We start from the raw sequence: 16,506 nt of genomic DNA, 5'->3' as shown, positions 1-16,506 counted from the left end.
GGAAAGCATCGTCCCGATAGACCAGAGGCCTACGATGCACTAACATTTTAACCGGACCACCCGATGGGGGCACGCCAGCGTCATGTGCGCGTTGAGAGAGCATTTCATGCGCGTCTGGATCTAGTGGCAAGCCGTCCAATTGCCCAAGTACCAATGAAAGTACTCGTTCCTCGCCTTCATGGTCTGGCTGAGGTGCCGCTGCGGTACCACCCATAAAACGCCTCCCAACTGAGTTGCCACTGCTTCAAAACACTGAGTCTTCAATAGCCAGATAGAGTCATAGAATCTAAGTGGTGTGTCAAGCACGGCGCGACCTAGCTTTGACATATCGTCGTGTTAAGCACTGACTTTGGTCGCCATTGGGCAGGCTCAGGACTCGACAGAACTCTCTTCTCCGAATGCGATCTGTTTTCCAGGCAACTGCTATGCTACTTTCTCCAGCAACGCCTTCGCCTTTCCCTCCATCACCAACCGTGCATCCTGCTGCGGCTTCGATCGGGCTACCGCGGTGATCCCCTGCACGAAGTCGAAGACGCTCTCGGGCGGCCGGCCTTCCTCGGCCAGGACCGTCTCGACGATCCGCCCCGTCTCCGCCTTCGAGAATCCGCGCTTGCGGAGGAAGTCCTGCCGGTCCTCGTCCGACCGCGCGACGATCTTCTCCCGCGCCGCACGAATGCCGTCGATGAAGGGCGCCGGCGAGGACTCGGCGAAGCGGCTAAGCGCCGGGGCGGCCTCGTGGGCGAAGCGGGAGGCGGCGTATTTCGAGTGCCGGATCGTGATCTCCTGGAAGTCTTCGACGCCCCAGAGGTTGCGGTTCTGGCAAACGGCCCGGAGATAAAAGCTGGCGATGCCGAGCGTCTTGGCGCCCACCTCGGAATTCCAGCAGTAGAACCCCCGGAAATAGAGGTCGGGCGATCCGTCCGGTAGCAGCCCCGCCTCGATCGGGTTTAGGTCATCGACGAGGAACAGGAACACGTCGCGGTCCGAGGCATAGAGCGTCGTCGTCTCCTTCGTCACGTCCACGCGCGGGTTGTAGATGCCGGTCGACCAGTCGAGCACGCCCGGCACCTTCCAGCGCGTGTCGCCGGTGCCGTTGCCCGCGATCCGCTTCACGGCGGAAACGAGTTCATGGTCGTAGATCCGGCCATAATCGGGGCCCGTCACCGCGCGCAGTTCGGTACGGCCATCTGCGACTTCCATCGTCTTGATCTGCTCGGCCCGGTGGTTCGTCAGCCCGTATTGCAGGTTGATCCCGGCCAGCGGCGCGGGAAGTTGCCGCAAGTATGCTGCGGGCGCGCCCACGAGGCTCGAGAGCTGGCCGAAAGACCAATGCGTCGGCGCGATGGGCTCATCCGTGCCCGGCAGAACAAGGCTCAGTTTCTCCGGGTCGTCGCGATGCGCTTCGACCTGGATCGCTGCGCTCTCCACCGTGCGCGTCCGGCTCCGCTCCGCCCGGCCCTTGACCGAGGCGAAAAGGTCGTCGAGCGACAGATACCGCTCGTCATCCGGCCGCGAGAACCACTCGGACGACACGCGGTCCACGTTCTCGCCGCGCGACACATCCACCCTGTAGCCGCCGCTCATATGACGCCCGGCATCGATGATTTCGGTATTCATGGGGAAACCTCCGCGACGGGCGCCGGAGGCCTCTCCTCCAGCCCTCAACCCGTCACGGCACCCCCTCCAGTCTCTTGCTCTTTCGCCGGTCCAGTGGCGGCTTCCCGCGCCTCAAGCACACCCGCGTTGCGCGATCCGGGCAGCCTATGGCAGACTTCTTTCAGGCAACGGTCTTCGGACCCCGCCACAGCTAAGGACCCCGAAATGGTGAGAAATCGCATAGAACAGCGCAGTATCTCCGGTTTCCGGGCCGCCGATTTGCGCGACGCTAAAGCAGCCATTTATACGCCATGCTACGAAAATGCGCGCTCAACCCACCTTCAACCCTCTATTCTGCATCGGCTTTTTCCTTCGTACGCGCGCCACCCTCTGGCAGGCTGGCGACTATGGAATGGGACCGCAAACATAGGCCGGGGGCTGACGCCTCAGAAGTCGCCCAAGAACCATCTCGGGATGGCGGAGCGACTGAGAACAACATCGCACGCCTCTCTTCTGCTGGCGATGATCCGCGGCTGGTCAACCTTGTTCGCCTGTTGGCACGGCAGGCGGCGAGAGATTTCGTTGAGACAGAGAACAGGCGGCATGCACAGGCTCGCCTCCGCGATTAAGGGGGCTATCGCATGAAGGCAGCGCTTTACGCTCGGTATTCATCTGACAACCAACGTGATGCGTCGATCGAGGACCAGCTACGCATCTGCCGTGCACGTGCCGAGCGGGAAGGCTGGACGATCATCGACAGCTATACGGATCGCGCGATTTCCGGGGCGTCCCTGCTTCGCCCCGGCGTTCAGGAACTGATCTCGGATGCGCTGAAGGGTCGCTTTCAGGTCATCCTCGCGGAGTCGCTGGATCGTCTCTCCCGGGACCAGGAGGACATCGCCGGGCTCTACAAGCGGATGCGCTTTGCAGGGGTGAGTATCGTGACGCTGTCCGAAGGCGAGGTCAGCGAATTGCACATCGGTCTCAAGGGAACGATGGGCGCACTCTTCCTCAAGGATCTAGCCGAAAAGACCCGCCGCGGTCTCCGCGGGCGCGTCGAGAAGGGTCGCTCCGGTGGTGGGCTTTGTTATGGGTATGACGTCATTCGCACGGCCGATCCGGACGATCGGGGCGAGCGGGAGATCAACCCAGCCGAAGCAAACGTCGTTCGGCGCATCTTCAGGGATTACTTGTCCGGACAATCATCGCGGACGATCGCAATGACCTTGAACCGGGAGGGCATTTCCGGACCGCAGGGCAAGGAATGGGGGCCTTCGACGATCCACGGGAATCCGAAACGAGGGACGGGCATTCTCAACAACGAACTCTACATTGGTAGGCTCGTCTGGAACCGTCTGCGATACATGAAGGATCCTGACACTGGTAAGCGCGTCTCCCGCCCGAACCCGGAAAGTGAATGGGTTGTCCAGGAGGTCCCGGACCTTCGGATTGTGGACCAGGATCTCTGGGACGCGGTGAAGAAAAGGCAAAAGAGCCTTTCGTTTGATACGACGGCGACAGGCAGCAATCCGATGAACGATAGACGGCGGCCGAAGCACCTTTTCGCCGGCCTCATCAAGTGCGGGTGCTGTGGTGGCGGGTACTCCCTGATTTCGAAAGACCTGCTTGGCTGCGCAGCGTCGCGGAACAAGGGCACATGCGATAACCGCCTGAACATTCGTCGGGATGCCTTGGAGGCGTCGATCTTGAATGGTCTTCGGAAGCATCTCATGTCGCCGGAGCTCTTCAATGAATTCTGCGCCGAGTTCACGCGCGAGGTAAATCGGCTTCGGATCGAGCGCGGCGCCGACCTGGCCGGCTGGAGAAGCGAACTCGAGAAGGTTGACCGAGAGCTCGACAAGATGGTCGATGCTATTCTTCAGGGCTTCCCGCCCGCAAAGCTCAAAGAGAAGGCCGAGAAGCTGGAGGCGAGGAAGGCGGAGTTGACTGAGCTTCTGGACAATGCCGATGAGCCGCCGCCATTGCTGCACCCGAACATGGCACGGATGTATCAGGATCGGATCGCGAAGCTCTGCGAGAACCTGCAATCCGAGGAAGATCGAGGCGCCGCCGTCGACGTCCTTCGGTCACTCGTTGATGAAATCACCCTCGTGCCAGAGAACGGCGAACTCTCCATCGTCCTTCGGGGCGACCTGGGAGCGATCCTGCGCTTTGCAGCCGGAAAGCAAAACCCCGAATTCCTTTCGGAGGCCGAGGCTTTGGACAACCTGCTTTCGCAGAAATCGTTGGTTGCGGGAGTAGGATTTGAACCTACGACCTTCAGGTTATGAGCCTGACGAGCTACCGGGCTGCTCCATCCCGCGTCACTTGGTAGGGGGTGATTTACGCTTCTGTTACACGGAGCGCAACCCCTTTCGGAAGATTTTTTTGTTTTAATTTCAAGGGCCCGCGCGAAACTTCCTTACGTGTCGTCGCTTGCGGGGCGTTCGGCGCGGCATTCCCAGCGTCCGCCGTCTTCGGCCCAGTATTGCGCCGCGCATCCTGCGCTGGTCAGCGCCTTCCACTGCACCCGCGCAGCCTGCACCGCGTCGCCGTTTGTGCCGTCGAACAGGATGCAGACCCGTTGCAATGACTTGACCTCTGCCGCGTCGATCGGGGCGCCGTCGATTGTCATCACGCACTGCGGTATGTTGGCCGCGTCGCGCGCCGTCGTCAGCAGGATCGGCTGATGGGCGTCATGCGCGCCCCCGGCACAGCCATGCGGCAAAAACCCCTCTTCAGGTCCAAGCCAAAGCTTTTCGTCCAGCCAGCCTATCCGCCCCGGATCCGTGCCGCGCACCGCCACCCGCCAGCCTGCGGCAAGGGCGCGGTCCAGCAGTTGCGGCAGCGCGACCTCCAGCGGGCGATGCGTCAGGTGATAGAAATAGGCCGCGCCCACGGCATCACCCCTCGTAGCTATCCCGAACAAGCCGGTTCAGCGCCATGACGCCCCACCCCGTCGCCCCACGCGGACCAAGGTCGTGTTCGCCCGCGCGATGTGCAACGCCGGCAATGTCGATATGGGCCCATGGGGTACCGTCCTGCACGAAACGCTTCAGGAACTGTGCGGCGGTGATCGACCCGGCGGGACGACCGCCGACGTTCTTCATGTCAGCGATCGGGGATTTCAGCATGTCGTCATAGGCTTGACCAAGCGGCATTCGCCACGCACCCTCGCCTTCGACCTCTGCTGCCGACAAAAGGTTTTTCGCCAGCGGATCGTCGTTGACATAAACGGCCGCGTTTTCATGCCCCAGCGCGATGATACAGGCCCCTGTCAGGGTGGCGAGATCGATCATTGCGGCAGGTTTGAAGGTTTCCTGCGCGTACCACATCACGTCACACAGCACCAACCGGCCTTCGGCATCGGTGTTGATCACCTCGATCGTATCGCCCTTCATTGAGGTCACCACGTCCCCCGGACGCGTTGCAGCGCCTGAGGGCATGTTTTCCACAAGTCCGACCAGCCCCACGACATTGGCTTGGGCCTTGCGTTTGGCCAGCGCCATCATCGTGCCGGCAACGACGCCCGCGCCACCCATGTCCATCGTCATGTCTTCCATGCCGCCAGCGGGTTTCAACGAGATCCCTCCGGTGTCGAAAACCACCCCCTTCCCGACCAGTGCCAGCGGGGCTGCTTCGCCACCACCGGTCCAGCGCATGACCACAACCTTGGACGGGCTGGCAGAGCCCTGCCCCACCGCCAGCAGTGCACCCATTTTCAGTTCGGCCAGCCTGTCTTCCTCCAAAACCTCGACCTCCAGCCCCAACGCGGCCATCGCGTCCAGCCGGTTGGCGAATTCGGTGGTGGTCAGCACGTTGGCCGGTTCGTTCACCAGATCGCGGGTAAAGAAAATGCCCTCGGCCACTGCGGCAAGCGGGGCAAAGGCGGCCTCGGCCGCGGCGGGGTCGTTGACCTGAACGGTCGCGGCTGCCGGCGCTTCGCCCTTGTCGGACTTGTGGTCGGTGAAGTCATAGCTGCGCAGCGCCAGACCCATCGCAAGATCCTCTGCCCGTTTCAGCGTACCGCAGAGCAGCGTCAGCGCGGATTTTCCGGCGGCCTTGGCCAGCATCGCCCCGGCCTTGCGCGCCTCGATCACCGTGGGGCGACGTGGCAGGCAGATAATATGCAGCGCATCTGCCGCCAACCCGGCGGGATAGCTCAGCGTTTGCACCTGACCGGGTTTCTTGCCGTCCCAACCGGCCCCTTCCACCACGCGTTTCACCGCGCCACGGGTCAGCGTATTCACCTTGCGCGCCAACGCATCCAGTTTGCCATCTGCATCCACGAAGATCGCTACGTGGCCATTGGCCTCGGCAATGGTCTCCTGATCGGGCGCAGAAAAGGAAATGGAACGGAGATCGGTCATGTGGGGTTCCTTTTTTTGTGTTGTTGGCGAGGCTTTGCCCATGGGTAGCGCGCGACCGGGGCATTGACCAGAGCGTGGTTTTCCCCCAAGCCCTGTTCCGGTAAAGTCTGCGTCAGTCAGGACGACAGGGGGATTTTGGTCTTTGGCACGATTCGACAGATACGTCCTGTCGCAGTTGATGGTTCTGTTCGGGTTCTTCGCGCTGGTCCTGGTGTCGGTCTACTGGGTCAATCGCGCGGTGATCCTGTTCGACCGGCTGATTGCCGATGGCCATTCCGCGGGCGTGTTCCTTGAATTTACGGCCTTGTCCCTGCCCAAGGTGATCGGGCTTGTGCTGCCGATGGCGGCTTTTGCCGCGGCCGTCTATGTGACCAACCGGCTGTCCAACGACAGCGAACTGACCGTGGTGCAGGCCACCGGTTTCAGCCCGTGGCGGCTTTCGCGGCCGGTCTTTGCCTTCGGGGTGATCCTGATGGTGATGATGTCGATCCTGACCCATCTGCTGATCCCGGCATCGTCATCGCAACTGGCCCGGCGAGAGGCCGAGATCTCGGGCTCGCTTTCCGCGCGACTTTTGCGAGAAGGTATGTTCCTGCATCCGACCGAAGGGGTGACCTTTTACATTCGCGACATCACTGACGACGGCGAATTGCTGGATGTCTACCTGTCGGACCGCCGGCAAGAGGACCGCTCGGTCACCTATACCGCGAACAAGGCCTATTTGCTGCGCGGTGATACCGCGCCACGGCTGGTGATGCTGGAAGGTATGGCGCAAAGCTATTTCGCGGAAACCGAACGGCTGGCGACGACGCATTTTTCGGAATTCACCTATGATGTCAGCGGCTTTCTGACAACAGATGACGTTTCCCGCACCCGTTTGGATCACTTGTCCACGGTGCTACTGCTGACCGATCCGCAAAAGGCGGCGCGGTTGACCGACGAATCCCTGCCGAGGGTGATGGAACAACTGCACAGCCGGTTCCAGCAACCGCTGCTGTGCCTTGTGGCGGCATTGATCGGTTTTTCCACGCTGCTGCTGGGCGGTTTCAGCCGATTTGGCGTCGGGCGCCAGATCGTTGGCGCAATCTTCCTGCTGGTGGTCGTCAAGCTTGCGGAAAGTGCGGTGACAGACCCGGTGCGCAGCGATGCCAACCTTTGGCCGCTCATCTACCTGCCCAGTGTTGTGGGGCTGGTGCTGGCGGCCGGCATGCTGCAATGGACGTCGAAACCGTTCCGCAGGCACCGCCCTGCGAAAGAGGTGACGGCATGACCTTGCATCTTTACGTCGCCCGCCGGTTTCTGCTCACCTTCGCGACGATCTTCGCGGTGTTTTTTGCCTTTCTGACGCTGCTTGATCTTGTCGAACAGATGCGTCGGTTCGATGCCTACGTCGGCTTTGGCGACATTTTCAAACTGACGCTGCTGAATACGCCTGAAGGCATCTATCAGATCCTGCCGCTGATCATGATCCTGTCTGCGATTGCGCTCTTTCTTGGGTTGGCACGGTCGTCGGAACTGGTGGTGATCCGCGCAGCCGGCCGGTCGGGCACCGTTGCGATTCTGTCGCCTGCGCTGACCGCGCTGCTGCTGGGGTGTCTTGCGGTGGCAATGCTCAACCCGATCGTTGCCGCCACGTCCAAGCGCTACAGCGACCTGAAGGAACTTTACCGAAACGGTGGCGTCAACACCTTTTCCATTGGGTCCGAAGGGCTGTGGCTGCGGCAGGGCGATGCCAACGGGCAGACCGTGATCCGGGCCTCGCGCGCCAACGCCGATGCCAGTGTGCTGTATGACGTGACCTTTGTCGGCTATGCCCCCGGCGTTGGCCCCGACAAGCGGGTCGAAGCCAACTCGGCCCGGTTGCAGGACGGGGCCTGGGTGCTGCGCAACGCCAAGGTCTGGCCCTTGGTCGGCAACCAGAACGCCGAGGCCAATTCCGAAACCTTCAAGGAACTGCGCCTGCCATCGACCCTGACCCAAGAAGGCATCCGCGACAGTTTCGGAACGCCCTCGGCGGTGCCGATCTGGGATCTGCCCACCTATATCCGCCAGCTTGAGGTCGCGGGTTTCTCTGCCCGCCGGCATCTTGTCTGGTTGCAAATGGAACTTGCCAAGCCGCTGTTTCTTTTGGCCATGGTGCTGGTCGGGGCCGCGTTCACCATGCGCCATGCCCGGATGGGGCGCACCGGCACATCCGTGCTGGCGGCAGTGCTGCTGGGGTTTGGCTTGTATTATGTTCGCAACTTTGCCCAGATCCTGGGAGAAAACGGACAGGTGAACCCGATCCTTGCCGCCTGGGCGCCGCCGGTGGCGTCGATCCTTCTGGCCCTGGGTCTGATCCTGCAAAGAGAGGAAGGTTGATGCGCTGGCTTCCTCTTGCCGTGTTCATGGCAACCGCGTCGCTTGCGGCGGCGCAGACTGCGGCCAACGATCCGGCGCTTTTGCTGGCCGATCAGGTCTATGTGGAAAATGACAACCGGCTGATCGCGACCGGCAATGTCGAGGCGCTGCACAACGGTCAGCGCCTGACCGCGAGCCGGATCGTCTATGACAAGGCCAGCGACAGCGTCAGCGTGGAAGGCCCGGTACGGATCACGGACGAGACCGGCAATGTTCTGATCGCCGACGCGGCAGAACTGGACACGGGGTTCGAGAACGGACTGTTGCGCGGTGCGCGCATGGTGCTGGACGAACAGTTGCAGTTCGCAGCAGTCGAGGCGCGCCGCGTCGGTGGGCGCTATACGTCAATGTCCAAGGTGGCAGTCACCTCTTGCCAGATCTGCGGGCCGAACGACGTGCCGCTGTGGCAATTGCGCGCCGCGCGAGTGATCCACGATCAGCAGGAACGCCAGATCTATTTTGACCAGGCGCAGTTGCGCGTGCTGGATGTGCCTGTGTTCTACATGCCGCGCCTGCGCCTTCCCGACCCGACGCTCAAACGCGCGCGCGGCTTCCTGATCCCTGAGTTCCGGTCCAGCACGCTTTTGGGTTTCGGCGTGCGTGCGCCCTATTTCATCCCGATCGGGGATCACACCGATCTGACGTTGACGCCCTACATCTCGCCCGTGACGCGCACCTTGGAAGCGCGCATGCGCCGCGCCTTTGCCAATGGCGACATCGAGATCAACGCCGCGCTGAGCCAGGACACGCTGGTACGCGACACCGCGCGCGGCAGGTTGTTTGCCGATGGCGCCTTCGATCTGCCCCACGACTTCAAACTGCGGTTTTCGATCGAAACCGTCAGCGATCCGTCCTACCTGTCAGATTACAACTATTCCGACCAGGACAGGTTGGAATCCAACCTGACGGTCGAAAAGGTCCGGCGCGACGGCATCCTGACTGCGCAGGCGTATCACTTCGAATCCCTGCGCACCAACGAAGACAACGCCACCCAGCCCACGATCGTCGGCGATGTGCGGATGGAAAAACGGTTTTTCCCCAAAATTCTTGGCGGCGAATTCCGCACTGCGCTGACGGCCCACGGCCACTACCGCTATTCCGACCTGGACATCGACAGCGCCGATGCCGACACCATTATCGACGGGCGCGACGTGGCGCGGCTGAACGCGTCCTTCACGTATCTCAATCGCTGGACCTTGCCTGCGGGGATCCGTGCCGGGATCACAGCGACGGTCTGGGCCGATCGGTTTCGCATCCGCCAGGACAGCACAATGGCGTCGGACGTGTCGCAACTGACCTCGGCTACGTCGCTGGAATTGCGCTGGCCTTGGGTCAAAACCACCGCTGGCGGTGCGCGGGTGATAGTCGAACCGATCATGCAGACGGGCTGGGTCAGTGGCATGCGCCATGCCCTGCCCAATGACGAAAGCACCCGCGTCGAATTCGACGAAGGCAACCTTTTGTCGCTGTCGCGCTTTCCGTCCGCCGACCGGCGCGAGCGCGGTGCTGTTTCAGCCATGGGTCTGCGCTGGCGCCGCGACGACCCCGGCGGCTGGAGCGCGGGGCTGACAATCGGGCGGATCTGGCGCGATGCCGCCGATGCGAGCTTTACCGCGTCGTCGGGGCTGACCGGCACGATGTCGGACTGGCTGATCGCCGGACAGTTTTCCAACCAGTGGGGGCTGTCACTGACGGCGCGGGGGCTGATGAACGACAGCTTGAACGTCGGCAAGGCCGAGGCCCGCGCCGGGCTGAGCCGTGGGCGTTATGACCTTGGGGCGACCTATGTGCTGCTGCCCGCCGACGCGGCAGAAGGCCGTACCCGCAGCTTGTCGGAATGGAATTTCGACGGCAGTTATGACCTTAACCGCTATTGGACAGCCACCGCCAACTGGCGCTATGACCTGTCATCAGACGACCTTGCAAAAACCAGCCTGCGGCTGGATTACCGTAACGAATGCGTAGAGGTGGGCTTTTCGGTCTCGCGCCGCTATGCCAGTTCCACTAACGTCGAGCCATCGACGGACTTCGGCCTGACCGTGTCGCTGAAAGGGTTCAGCACCGGCGGCAGCGCCAAGGATTTCCGTCGGACCTGTAGCTGAGAGGACAAAGAATGACACCCGCTCTGCCCCGTCTTGCCACGCTGGTCTGCGCCGCGATGCTGGCCCTTGCCGCGCCCCTGGCGCAGGCACAGGGGCTGTTTTCGCCGGTGATCCGCGTCAATGACATGGTGATCACAGGCTACGAGATCGAACAGCGTGCCCAGATGCTGCGCGTCCTGCGTGCGCCCGGCGATCCGATCGAGGTCGCCCGCGATCAGTTGATCGACGACCGCCTGCGCGTCGAAGCGGCCCGGACCGCCGGTGTTGAACCGACCCCGGAAGAAGTCCAGCAGGGGATGGAAGAATTCGCGCAACGCGCAAATCTCAGCCGCGAGGAATTCGTCAAGGCGCTGGCCCAGCAGGGGGTCGCTGAACAGACGTTTCGCGATTTCGTCAAGGCTGGGGTCAGCTGGCGGCAACTTGTGCAGGCAAAATACGCCGGGCGCGTCACCGTGAGCGACGCAGAGCTTGACCGCGCCTTGTCCGGTGCCGGCCGCGGCAGCAATATCCGCGTGTTGATGTCGGAAATCATCATGCCGGCCCCGCCAGCCCAGAACGCCGCGGTGATGGAACGCGCCAACCGGATTTCACAGTCGAAGTCAGAGGCCGAGTTTTCGTCTTTTGCGCGCCAGTATTCCGCAACGCCCACGCGGGGCGCCGGGGGCCGCCTGCCCTGGCAGAACCTGACCGATTTGCCGCCGGTGCTGCAACCAATTATCCTTGGCCTTGCGCCGGGGGATGTCACCGATCCGCTGCCGATCCCCAACGCCGTCGCGCTGTTCCAACTGCGCGCGATCGAGGAAACCGGGTATGCCGCTCCGGAAATCGGGGCGGTGGAATACGCGACCTACATGATACCCGGTGGACGCGATCCCAAGGCATTGGCGCAGGCCCGCGTGATCGCCAGCAAGCTGGACCGTTGCGATGACCTTTATGGCATTGCCAAGGGCCAACCCGAAGAGGTGCTGCAGCGCGTGACATTGCCACCGTCCGACATCTCGAACGATATCGCCATCGAACTGAGCAAGATGGACCCGGGTGAAGTATCGACGACGCTGACGCGCAACGGCGGCCAGACCCTGATGTTGCTGATGCTCTGTGGTCGGACGCTGAAACTGACCGAAGATGCCGACCGCGAACAGCTGTCGCTGGGTCTGCGCAATCAGCGCCTGACCTCGATGTCCGACAGTTTCCTGGCCGAACTGCGTGCGCAGGCCCGCATCGTTCAGAAATGACCCCCGCCCCCGTCGCCCTCACCTGTGGCGAACCGGCTGGGATCGGCCCTGAACTGGCCGTGGCCGCTTGGCAGGCTTTGCGCGGGTCGGTGCCGTTCTTCCTGATCGGAGATCCTGCGCACCTGCCCGACGACACGCCCGTTTGTATGATCGACAGGCCGGACGAGGTGCAGGGGTGTGATGGCCTGCCGGTCCTTCCCCTGGCTTTTGACGGCCCGCGCACCCCGGGCGTTCCGCAACCGGCCCAGGCCGCGGGCGTGGTTGCCGCCATCGCCCGTGCGGTCGAACTGGCGCAGGCCGGCGCGGCCTCTGGCCTGTGCACCCTGCCGATCCACAAGCAAGCGCTGGCCGAAGGCGCAGGGTTCGCCTTTCCCGGCCATACCGAATACCTGGCCCACCTGGCTGGACAGTCGGATGTGGTGATGATGCTGGCCTCTGACAGGTTGCGTGTCGTGCCGATCACGATCCATATCGCGCTGGCCGACGTGCCGCGCGCGCTGACGACCGAACTGCTGGAACGCCGCATCCGCATCACCCATGCCGCGCTGATCCGGCAATTCGGGATCGCACACCCGCGCCTGGCCGTGGCGGGTCTGAACCCGCATGCCGGCGAAGGCGGCCGCATGGGCCACGAGGAGATCACGTTGATCACTCCGTTGCTGGAGAGGCTGCGGACCGAGGGCATGGACATCCGCGGCCCCTTGCCGGCCGATACCATGTTCCATGCCGCCGCGCGCGCAACCTATGACGTGGCGATCTGCATGTATCACGATCAGGCGCTGATCCCGATCAAGACCCTGGACTTCGACCGAGGGGTGAACGTGACGCTTGGCCTGCCCTTCATTCGCACCTCGCCCGACCACGGCACTGCCTTTGAAATTGCCGGCCAAGGTATTGCCAATCCCTCGTCAACGATCGAAGCCCTGCGGCTGGCCTGGCGGCTGGCGGGGGGCGCGGTTTGAGGCGGCGCGAAGACTGAGAGTGCGGGAACGAGGGGGCCGTCTGCCCCCTCGCGCTCCCCCGAGGATATTTGAAGCAAGATGATGGATATGGAACTCAAGGATCTGCCTCCGCTGCGCGATGTGATCGCCGATCACGGGTTGTCGGCGAAGAAATCGCTGGGTCAGAATTTCCTGCTGGACCTGAACCTGACGGCAAAGATCGCGCGGCAGGTGGGGGATTTGGCGGGTCATGATGTTCTGGAAATCGGTCCCGGTCCCGGCGGTTTGACACGTGGATTGCTGATCGAAGGCGCACGCAAGGTTCTGGCGATAGAAAAGGACGCCCGTTGTCTGCCTGCGCTTGACCAGATTGCCGCGGCAGCGCCAGGACGGTTGCAGGTGATCGAGGGCGATGCGCTTTTGGTTGATCCGTTGGCGCATCTGACGCCGCCGATCGCGGTGGCGGCAAACCTGCCTTACAACGTCGGTACAGAATTGCTGGTGCGCTGGCTGACGCCGGCGATCTGGCCGCCGTTCTGGGACAGCCTGACCCTGATGTTTCAGAAGGAGGTGGCCGAGCGCATTGTCGCCGCCCCGGGGTCAAAGGCCTATGGCCGGCTGGCGGTACTGGCACAATGGCGCTGCGAGGCACGGATCGTGCTGCACCTGCCCCCCACAGCCTTTACGCCGCCGCCCAAGGTCAGCTCAGCCGTGGTGCATCTGCGCGCCCTTGCGGCGCCGCGCTTTGCCGCAGAACCAAAGGTTCTGGAGGCGGTGGTTGCGCGCGCCTTCAACCAGCGCCGCAAGATGTTGCGCGCCGCGTTGAAGGGATTGGTGCCGGATCTTGAGGATGCCTTGCTGGTGGCGGGAATCGCCCCGACGGAACGCGCAGAACAGGTGTCGCTGGAACAATTCTGCGCCCTGGCGCGCGAGGTGGCCGCGCGCCGGTAGTGCCGGCTTATTCGGCGGCGTCGTTCGGTGCTTCCGGCGCGTCGGCCTTGGCTTCTGCCGGTTTCTTGCGCGGCTTGCGCGGGGCGCGGGGCTTTTTCGGCTTTTCTTCACCGGCGGGGTTTTCCGGGGTTTCAACCAGGCCGCTGGCATTGTCGTCGCCGTCCGACAGGTCGATCACCTCGGCCGAGGTACCGGGCTGATGATCGGGCGCCTCATTGGGGGGTGACTGATCGGTGTTGAAATCACCCTCGTCTTCGCCACTGTCGCCGTTGCTTTCGCGTTCTTGGCGTTGGGCACGATCGCGGTCGCGTTGAGCCTGGCGCTCGCGGTTTTCACGCTCCTGCTGCTCACGACGGGCGTCAGCGTCTTTTTGCGCTTCGCTCAGCATCCTCAGATAGTGTTCGGCATGCTGTTGGAAGTTTTCCGCCGCAACCCGGTCGTTTGCCAGTTGCGCATCGCGCGCCAGTTGGTTGTACTTGTCGATGATCTGCTGCGGGGTGCCGCGCACCTTGCCCTCGGGGCCGGAACTGTCGAAAACGCGGTTTACGACGTTGCCCAGAGTGGAACGGTTGCGGTTCGCCTTGGAGCGCGAGCGAGATTTTGAGGAACGCATACTTGCCTGTCAGCCTTGACTTGTGAGCTTTGCCGGTCACTAGCGTCACCCGAAGGTGCGTCATAGCCGGACCATAGAGATTTCTGGCTTACAGTCGCGCGCGAAACCCTCAAGAGCGTCTCAGCCGCCGCGACTGAACCTGAGTAATCATGTCAGGCCCGCGATGACAAGCAAAAAACGCTGAAAACCGGCGGAAACCGATGATCTGCGACGCTTTGTTCATCCCGCAAGACGCCCGCTGACAACCCGATCCCGCCCGTCCAGATCTCGAATCACCGAAATCTGCTTCAATCCGCCTGCTGCCATCATTGCCGCCACGGCCTGGCCTTGCGTCGGGCCGATCTCGACCATCAGCCGTCCTGCCGGGGACAGATGCGCGACAGCGCCCGCGCAGATCTGGCGATAGGCGTCCAGCCCGTCTGCTTCGTCGGTCAGCGCCATACGGGGTTCGTGGTCGCGCACCTCGGGCGCCAGATTCGGCATCTCGTCCAGCGCGATGTACGGCGGGTTCGATACGATCAGATCGAAGGTCACCGCAGGTACATTGGCAAACCAGCTGCCCTGCTCCAGCGCCGCCCGCGGTTCCAGCTTCAGAGCGTTGCGGTTCCAGAACGCAACGTTCAGCGCTGCGGCGCTCAGGTCGGTTCCCAGCCCGCGCGTCCCGGTGGTTTCGGCCAGAAGCGTCAACAGGATACACCCGGACCCGGTCCCCAGATCCAGGACGGTATCGAATGGCTCGGACAGGGCCGCTTCGATCAGGGTTTCGGTCTCGGGCCGCGGATCCAGCACCTCAGGGGTGACCAGGAACTCGCGTCCATAGAACTGCCGTCGGCCGGTCAGGTGGCTGACGGGCACCCGGTCACAGCGCCTTGCGATCATCGCGTTGAAAATCACGGTCAGTTCCGGCGCCACCGGTTCGGGCAGGAACAGTGTCAGCCGCCCCGGCGGAACTTTCAGCACATGAGCCAGCAACCGACGGGCATCGCGCCCGGCATCGGGAACGCCGGCAGCGGTCATCTCACGCGTCGCGCGGGCCAACAGTTCTGAACCGGTCATCTCTCAACGCCCTTGAAAGCGGCGCACGCGCCCTTCCCATCATCTTGCCTGAAATATCCTCGAGGGAGCGCGAAGGGGCAGACAGCCCCCTCGCTTGCGCCCTCGCATCCAGGCGCGCGGACCGGAGCGTAAGGCCTCACCTCTCCGCGCCCCCTTCCATCTCTGCCAGAAGCCGCGCCTGTGCATCGGTGGTCAGCGCGTCGATGATATCGTCAAGCTCGCCCTGCATGACCTGGTCCAGCTTGTAGAGCGTCAGGTTGATGCGGTGGTCGGTCATGCGCCCTTGCGGAAAGTTGTAGGTCCGGATGCGTTCAGACCTGTCGCCGGTACCCACTTGCGCCCGACGATCGGCGGATCGTTCGCTGTCAGCCTTCTGACGTTCAAGGTCGAACAGGCGGGTCCGTAACACCTGCATGGCGATCTCGCGGTTGCGGTGCTGGGACTTTTCCGAACTGGTGACGATGATCCCGGTGGGCAGGTGGGTGATCCGCACCGCGGAATCGGTGGTGTTCACATGCTGCCCGCCGGCGCCCGAGGCGCGCATCGTGTCGATGCGGATGTCGTTGGGCGAAATCTCGATATCCACATCCTCGGCCTCGGGCAACACGGCAACGGTGGCCGCAGAGGTGTGGATACGCCCGCCGGATTCCGTCGCCGGGACCCGCTGCACCCGGTGCACGCCGGATTCGAACTTCAGCCGGGCAAAGACGTTGTCGCCCGCGATCCGGGCAACGACTTCCTTGATGCCCCCAAGTTCGGTGGTCTGTTCCTCGATGATCTCGAAGCGCCAGCCATGTGCTTCGGCATAGCGCTGGTACATCCGCAGCAGGTCGCCAGCAAACAGCGCCGCCTCTTCGCCCCCTGTTCCGGGGCGGATTTCCAGGATCGCGGGCCGCGCATCGGCGGCATCCTTTGGCAACAAAGACAGTTGCAACGCCGCCTCCGCCTCTGGCAGCGCGGCCTTCAGACGCGGCAGTTCTTCCTCGGCCAGTTCGCGCATGTCGGGATCGGCCAGCAGCGCGCGGGCCTCGTCCAGGTCGGCCAGCAGGGCGCGATAGGCGCGGACCTGCTCGACCACCGGACGCATCTCGGCATATTCCCGGCTGATCGCGGCAATATCGCCCGTGCCTTGCGACAGGACGGCTTCGAGGTATTCGAACCTTTGCAGGATCTGGGCAAGGCGGTCTTCGGCGATCATGCGGGGTTAGTTCACCCATTGCCCCGCCCAGGTCAAGCGGGGTT

At 62.9% G+C, this 16,506-nt stretch carries 13 protein-coding genes and 1 tRNA gene; 7 read left to right on the top strand and 7 right to left on the bottom strand.

Annotated features, from left to right (window positions below; genetic code table 11):
* Positions 1-423: 423 nt before the first annotated feature.
* Positions 424-1,617, bottom strand: coding sequence for a DUF932 domain-containing protein (locus VK792_RS05055; protein WP_326296261.1), 1,194 nt, complete (start codon positions 1,615-1,617; stop codon positions 424-426).
* A gap of 620 nt (positions 1,618-2,237) precedes the next feature.
* Between VK792_RS05055 and VK792_RS05050 the strand changes: the two genes are divergently transcribed.
* Positions 2,238-3,887 carry a recombinase family protein gene (locus VK792_RS05050; RefSeq protein WP_326296269.1) on the top strand — a complete coding sequence of 550 codons (1,650 nt, stop codon included), beginning with the start codon at positions 2,238-2,240 and terminating at the stop codon, positions 3,885-3,887.
* Here VK792_RS05050 and VK792_RS05045 read toward each other — a convergent pair.
* From VK792_RS05045 to VK792_RS05035, 3 genes are all read right to left on the bottom strand, one after another.
* Positions 3,844-3,920, bottom strand: a tRNA-Met gene (locus tag VK792_RS05045). The genes VK792_RS05050 and VK792_RS05045 overlap by 44 nt on opposite strands.
* Before the next feature lie 98 nt (positions 3,921-4,018).
* Complete coding sequence (locus tag VK792_RS05040; protein ID WP_326296260.1) at positions 4,019-4,495, bottom strand: DNA polymerase III subunit chi; 477 nt, start codon at positions 4,493-4,495, stop codon at positions 4,019-4,021.
* Positions 4,496-4,499: 4 nt separating this feature from the next.
* The gene (locus tag VK792_RS05035; protein ID WP_326296259.1) at positions 4,500-5,966 is read right to left on the bottom strand and encodes a leucyl aminopeptidase; all 1,467 of its coding nucleotides are present in this window, start codon (positions 5,964-5,966) and stop codon (positions 4,500-4,502) included.
* Positions 5,967-6,108: 142 nt separating this feature from the next.
* Here VK792_RS05035 and lptF point away from each other — a divergent pair, with 142 nt between their 5' ends.
* The 6 genes from lptF (at position 6,109) to rsmA (ending at position 13,595) form a co-directional block, all read left to right on the top strand.
* Positions 6,109-7,236 (top strand): LPS export ABC transporter permease LptF, encoded by a 1,128-nt coding sequence (gene lptF / locus VK792_RS05030; RefSeq protein ID WP_326296258.1) that lies wholly within the window; start codon positions 6,109-6,111, stop codon positions 7,234-7,236.
* Positions 7,233-8,327, top strand: a complete 1,095-nt coding sequence (gene lptG / locus VK792_RS05025) for an LPS export ABC transporter permease LptG (RefSeq protein WP_326296257.1) — start codon at positions 7,233-7,235, stop codon at positions 8,325-8,327. Before lptF ends, lptG begins: the two co-directional genes overlap by 4 nt.
* The gene (locus VK792_RS05020; RefSeq protein WP_326296256.1) at positions 8,327-10,468 is read left to right on the top strand and encodes an LPS-assembly protein LptD; all 2,142 of its coding nucleotides are present in this window, start codon (positions 8,327-8,329) and stop codon (positions 10,466-10,468) included. Before lptG ends, VK792_RS05020 begins: the two co-directional genes overlap by 1 nt.
* Before the next feature lie 11 nt (positions 10,469-10,479).
* A complete protein-coding gene (locus tag VK792_RS05015) occupies positions 10,480-11,703 on the top strand; it encodes a peptidylprolyl isomerase (protein WP_326296255.1) in 1,224 nt (407 codons plus the stop codon).
* Entirely contained in the window at positions 11,700-12,665 is a 966-nt protein-coding gene (pdxA, locus tag VK792_RS05010; protein WP_326296254.1) for a 4-hydroxythreonine-4-phosphate dehydrogenase PdxA, read from the top strand. The genes VK792_RS05015 and pdxA overlap by 4 nt, the downstream gene beginning before the upstream one ends.
* An 87-nt stretch (positions 12,666-12,752) precedes the next feature.
* Entirely contained in the window at positions 12,753-13,595 is an 843-nt protein-coding gene (rsmA, locus tag VK792_RS05005; protein ID WP_326296268.1) for a 16S rRNA (adenine(1518)-N(6)/adenine(1519)-N(6))-dimethyltransferase RsmA, read from the top strand.
* 7 nt (positions 13,596-13,602) lie between these two features.
* Here rsmA and VK792_RS05000 read toward each other — a convergent pair whose 3' ends face one another.
* The 3 genes from VK792_RS05000 to prfA form a co-directional block, all read right to left on the bottom strand.
* Positions 13,603-14,208, bottom strand: a complete 606-nt coding sequence (locus VK792_RS05000) for a DUF4167 domain-containing protein (RefSeq protein ID WP_326296253.1) — start codon at positions 14,206-14,208, stop codon at positions 13,603-13,605.
* Positions 14,209-14,427: 219 nt separating this feature from the next.
* Positions 14,428-15,264, bottom strand: coding sequence for a peptide chain release factor N(5)-glutamine methyltransferase (gene prmC / locus VK792_RS04995; protein ID WP_326296252.1), 837 nt, complete (start codon positions 15,262-15,264; stop codon positions 14,428-14,430).
* Positions 15,265-15,400: 136 nt separating this feature from the next.
* Positions 15,401-16,462: a peptide chain release factor 1 gene (prfA, locus tag VK792_RS04990; protein WP_326296251.1), complete on the bottom strand. Its 1,062-nt coding sequence runs from the start codon at positions 16,460-16,462 to the stop codon at positions 15,401-15,403.
* Positions 16,463-16,506 lie beyond the last annotated feature (44 nt).

The organism is Mesobacterium hydrothermale, assembly GCF_035818635.1.
Taxonomy (GTDB): domain Bacteria; phylum Pseudomonadota; class Alphaproteobacteria; order Rhodobacterales; family Rhodobacteraceae; genus Mesobacterium_A; species Mesobacterium_A hydrothermale.
This window is presented reverse-complemented; position numbering and strand designations above follow the sequence as displayed.

What these genes read in the sequence shown, in the direction of transcription:
- VK792_RS05055 (WP_326296261.1), bottom strand. Translation starts at nt 1,617, where the DNA reads ATGAATACCGAAATCATCGATGCCGGGCGTCATATGAGCGGCGGCTAC.
- VK792_RS05050 (WP_326296269.1), top strand. Translation starts at nt 2,238, where the DNA reads ATGAAGGCAGCGCTTTACGCTCGGTATTCATCTGACAACCAACGTGAT.
- VK792_RS05035 (WP_326296259.1), bottom strand. Translation starts at nt 5,966, where the DNA reads ATGACCGATCTCCGTTCCATTTCCTTTTCTGCGCCCGATCAGGAGACC.
- lptG (WP_326296257.1), top strand. Translation starts at nt 7,233, where the DNA reads ATGACCTTGCATCTTTACGTCGCCCGCCGGTTTCTGCTCACCTTCGCG.
- VK792_RS05020 (WP_326296256.1), top strand. Translation starts at nt 8,327, where the DNA reads ATGCGCTGGCTTCCTCTTGCCGTGTTCATGGCAACCGCGTCGCTTGCG.
- VK792_RS05015 (WP_326296255.1), top strand. Translation starts at nt 10,480, where the DNA reads ATGACACCCGCTCTGCCCCGTCTTGCCACGCTGGTCTGCGCCGCGATG.
- pdxA (WP_326296254.1), top strand. Translation starts at nt 11,700, where the DNA reads ATGACCCCCGCCCCCGTCGCCCTCACCTGTGGCGAACCGGCTGGGATC.
- rsmA (WP_326296268.1), top strand. Translation starts at nt 12,753, where the DNA reads ATGGAACTCAAGGATCTGCCTCCGCTGCGCGATGTGATCGCCGATCAC.
- VK792_RS05000 (WP_326296253.1), bottom strand. Translation starts at nt 14,208, where the DNA reads ATGCGTTCCTCAAAATCTCGCTCGCGCTCCAAGGCGAACCGCAACCGT.
- prmC (WP_326296252.1), bottom strand. Translation starts at nt 15,264, where the DNA reads ATGACCGGTTCAGAACTGTTGGCCCGCGCGACGCGTGAGATGACCGCT.
- prfA (WP_326296251.1), bottom strand. Translation starts at nt 16,462, where the DNA reads ATGATCGCCGAAGACCGCCTTGCCCAGATCCTGCAAAGGTTCGAATAC.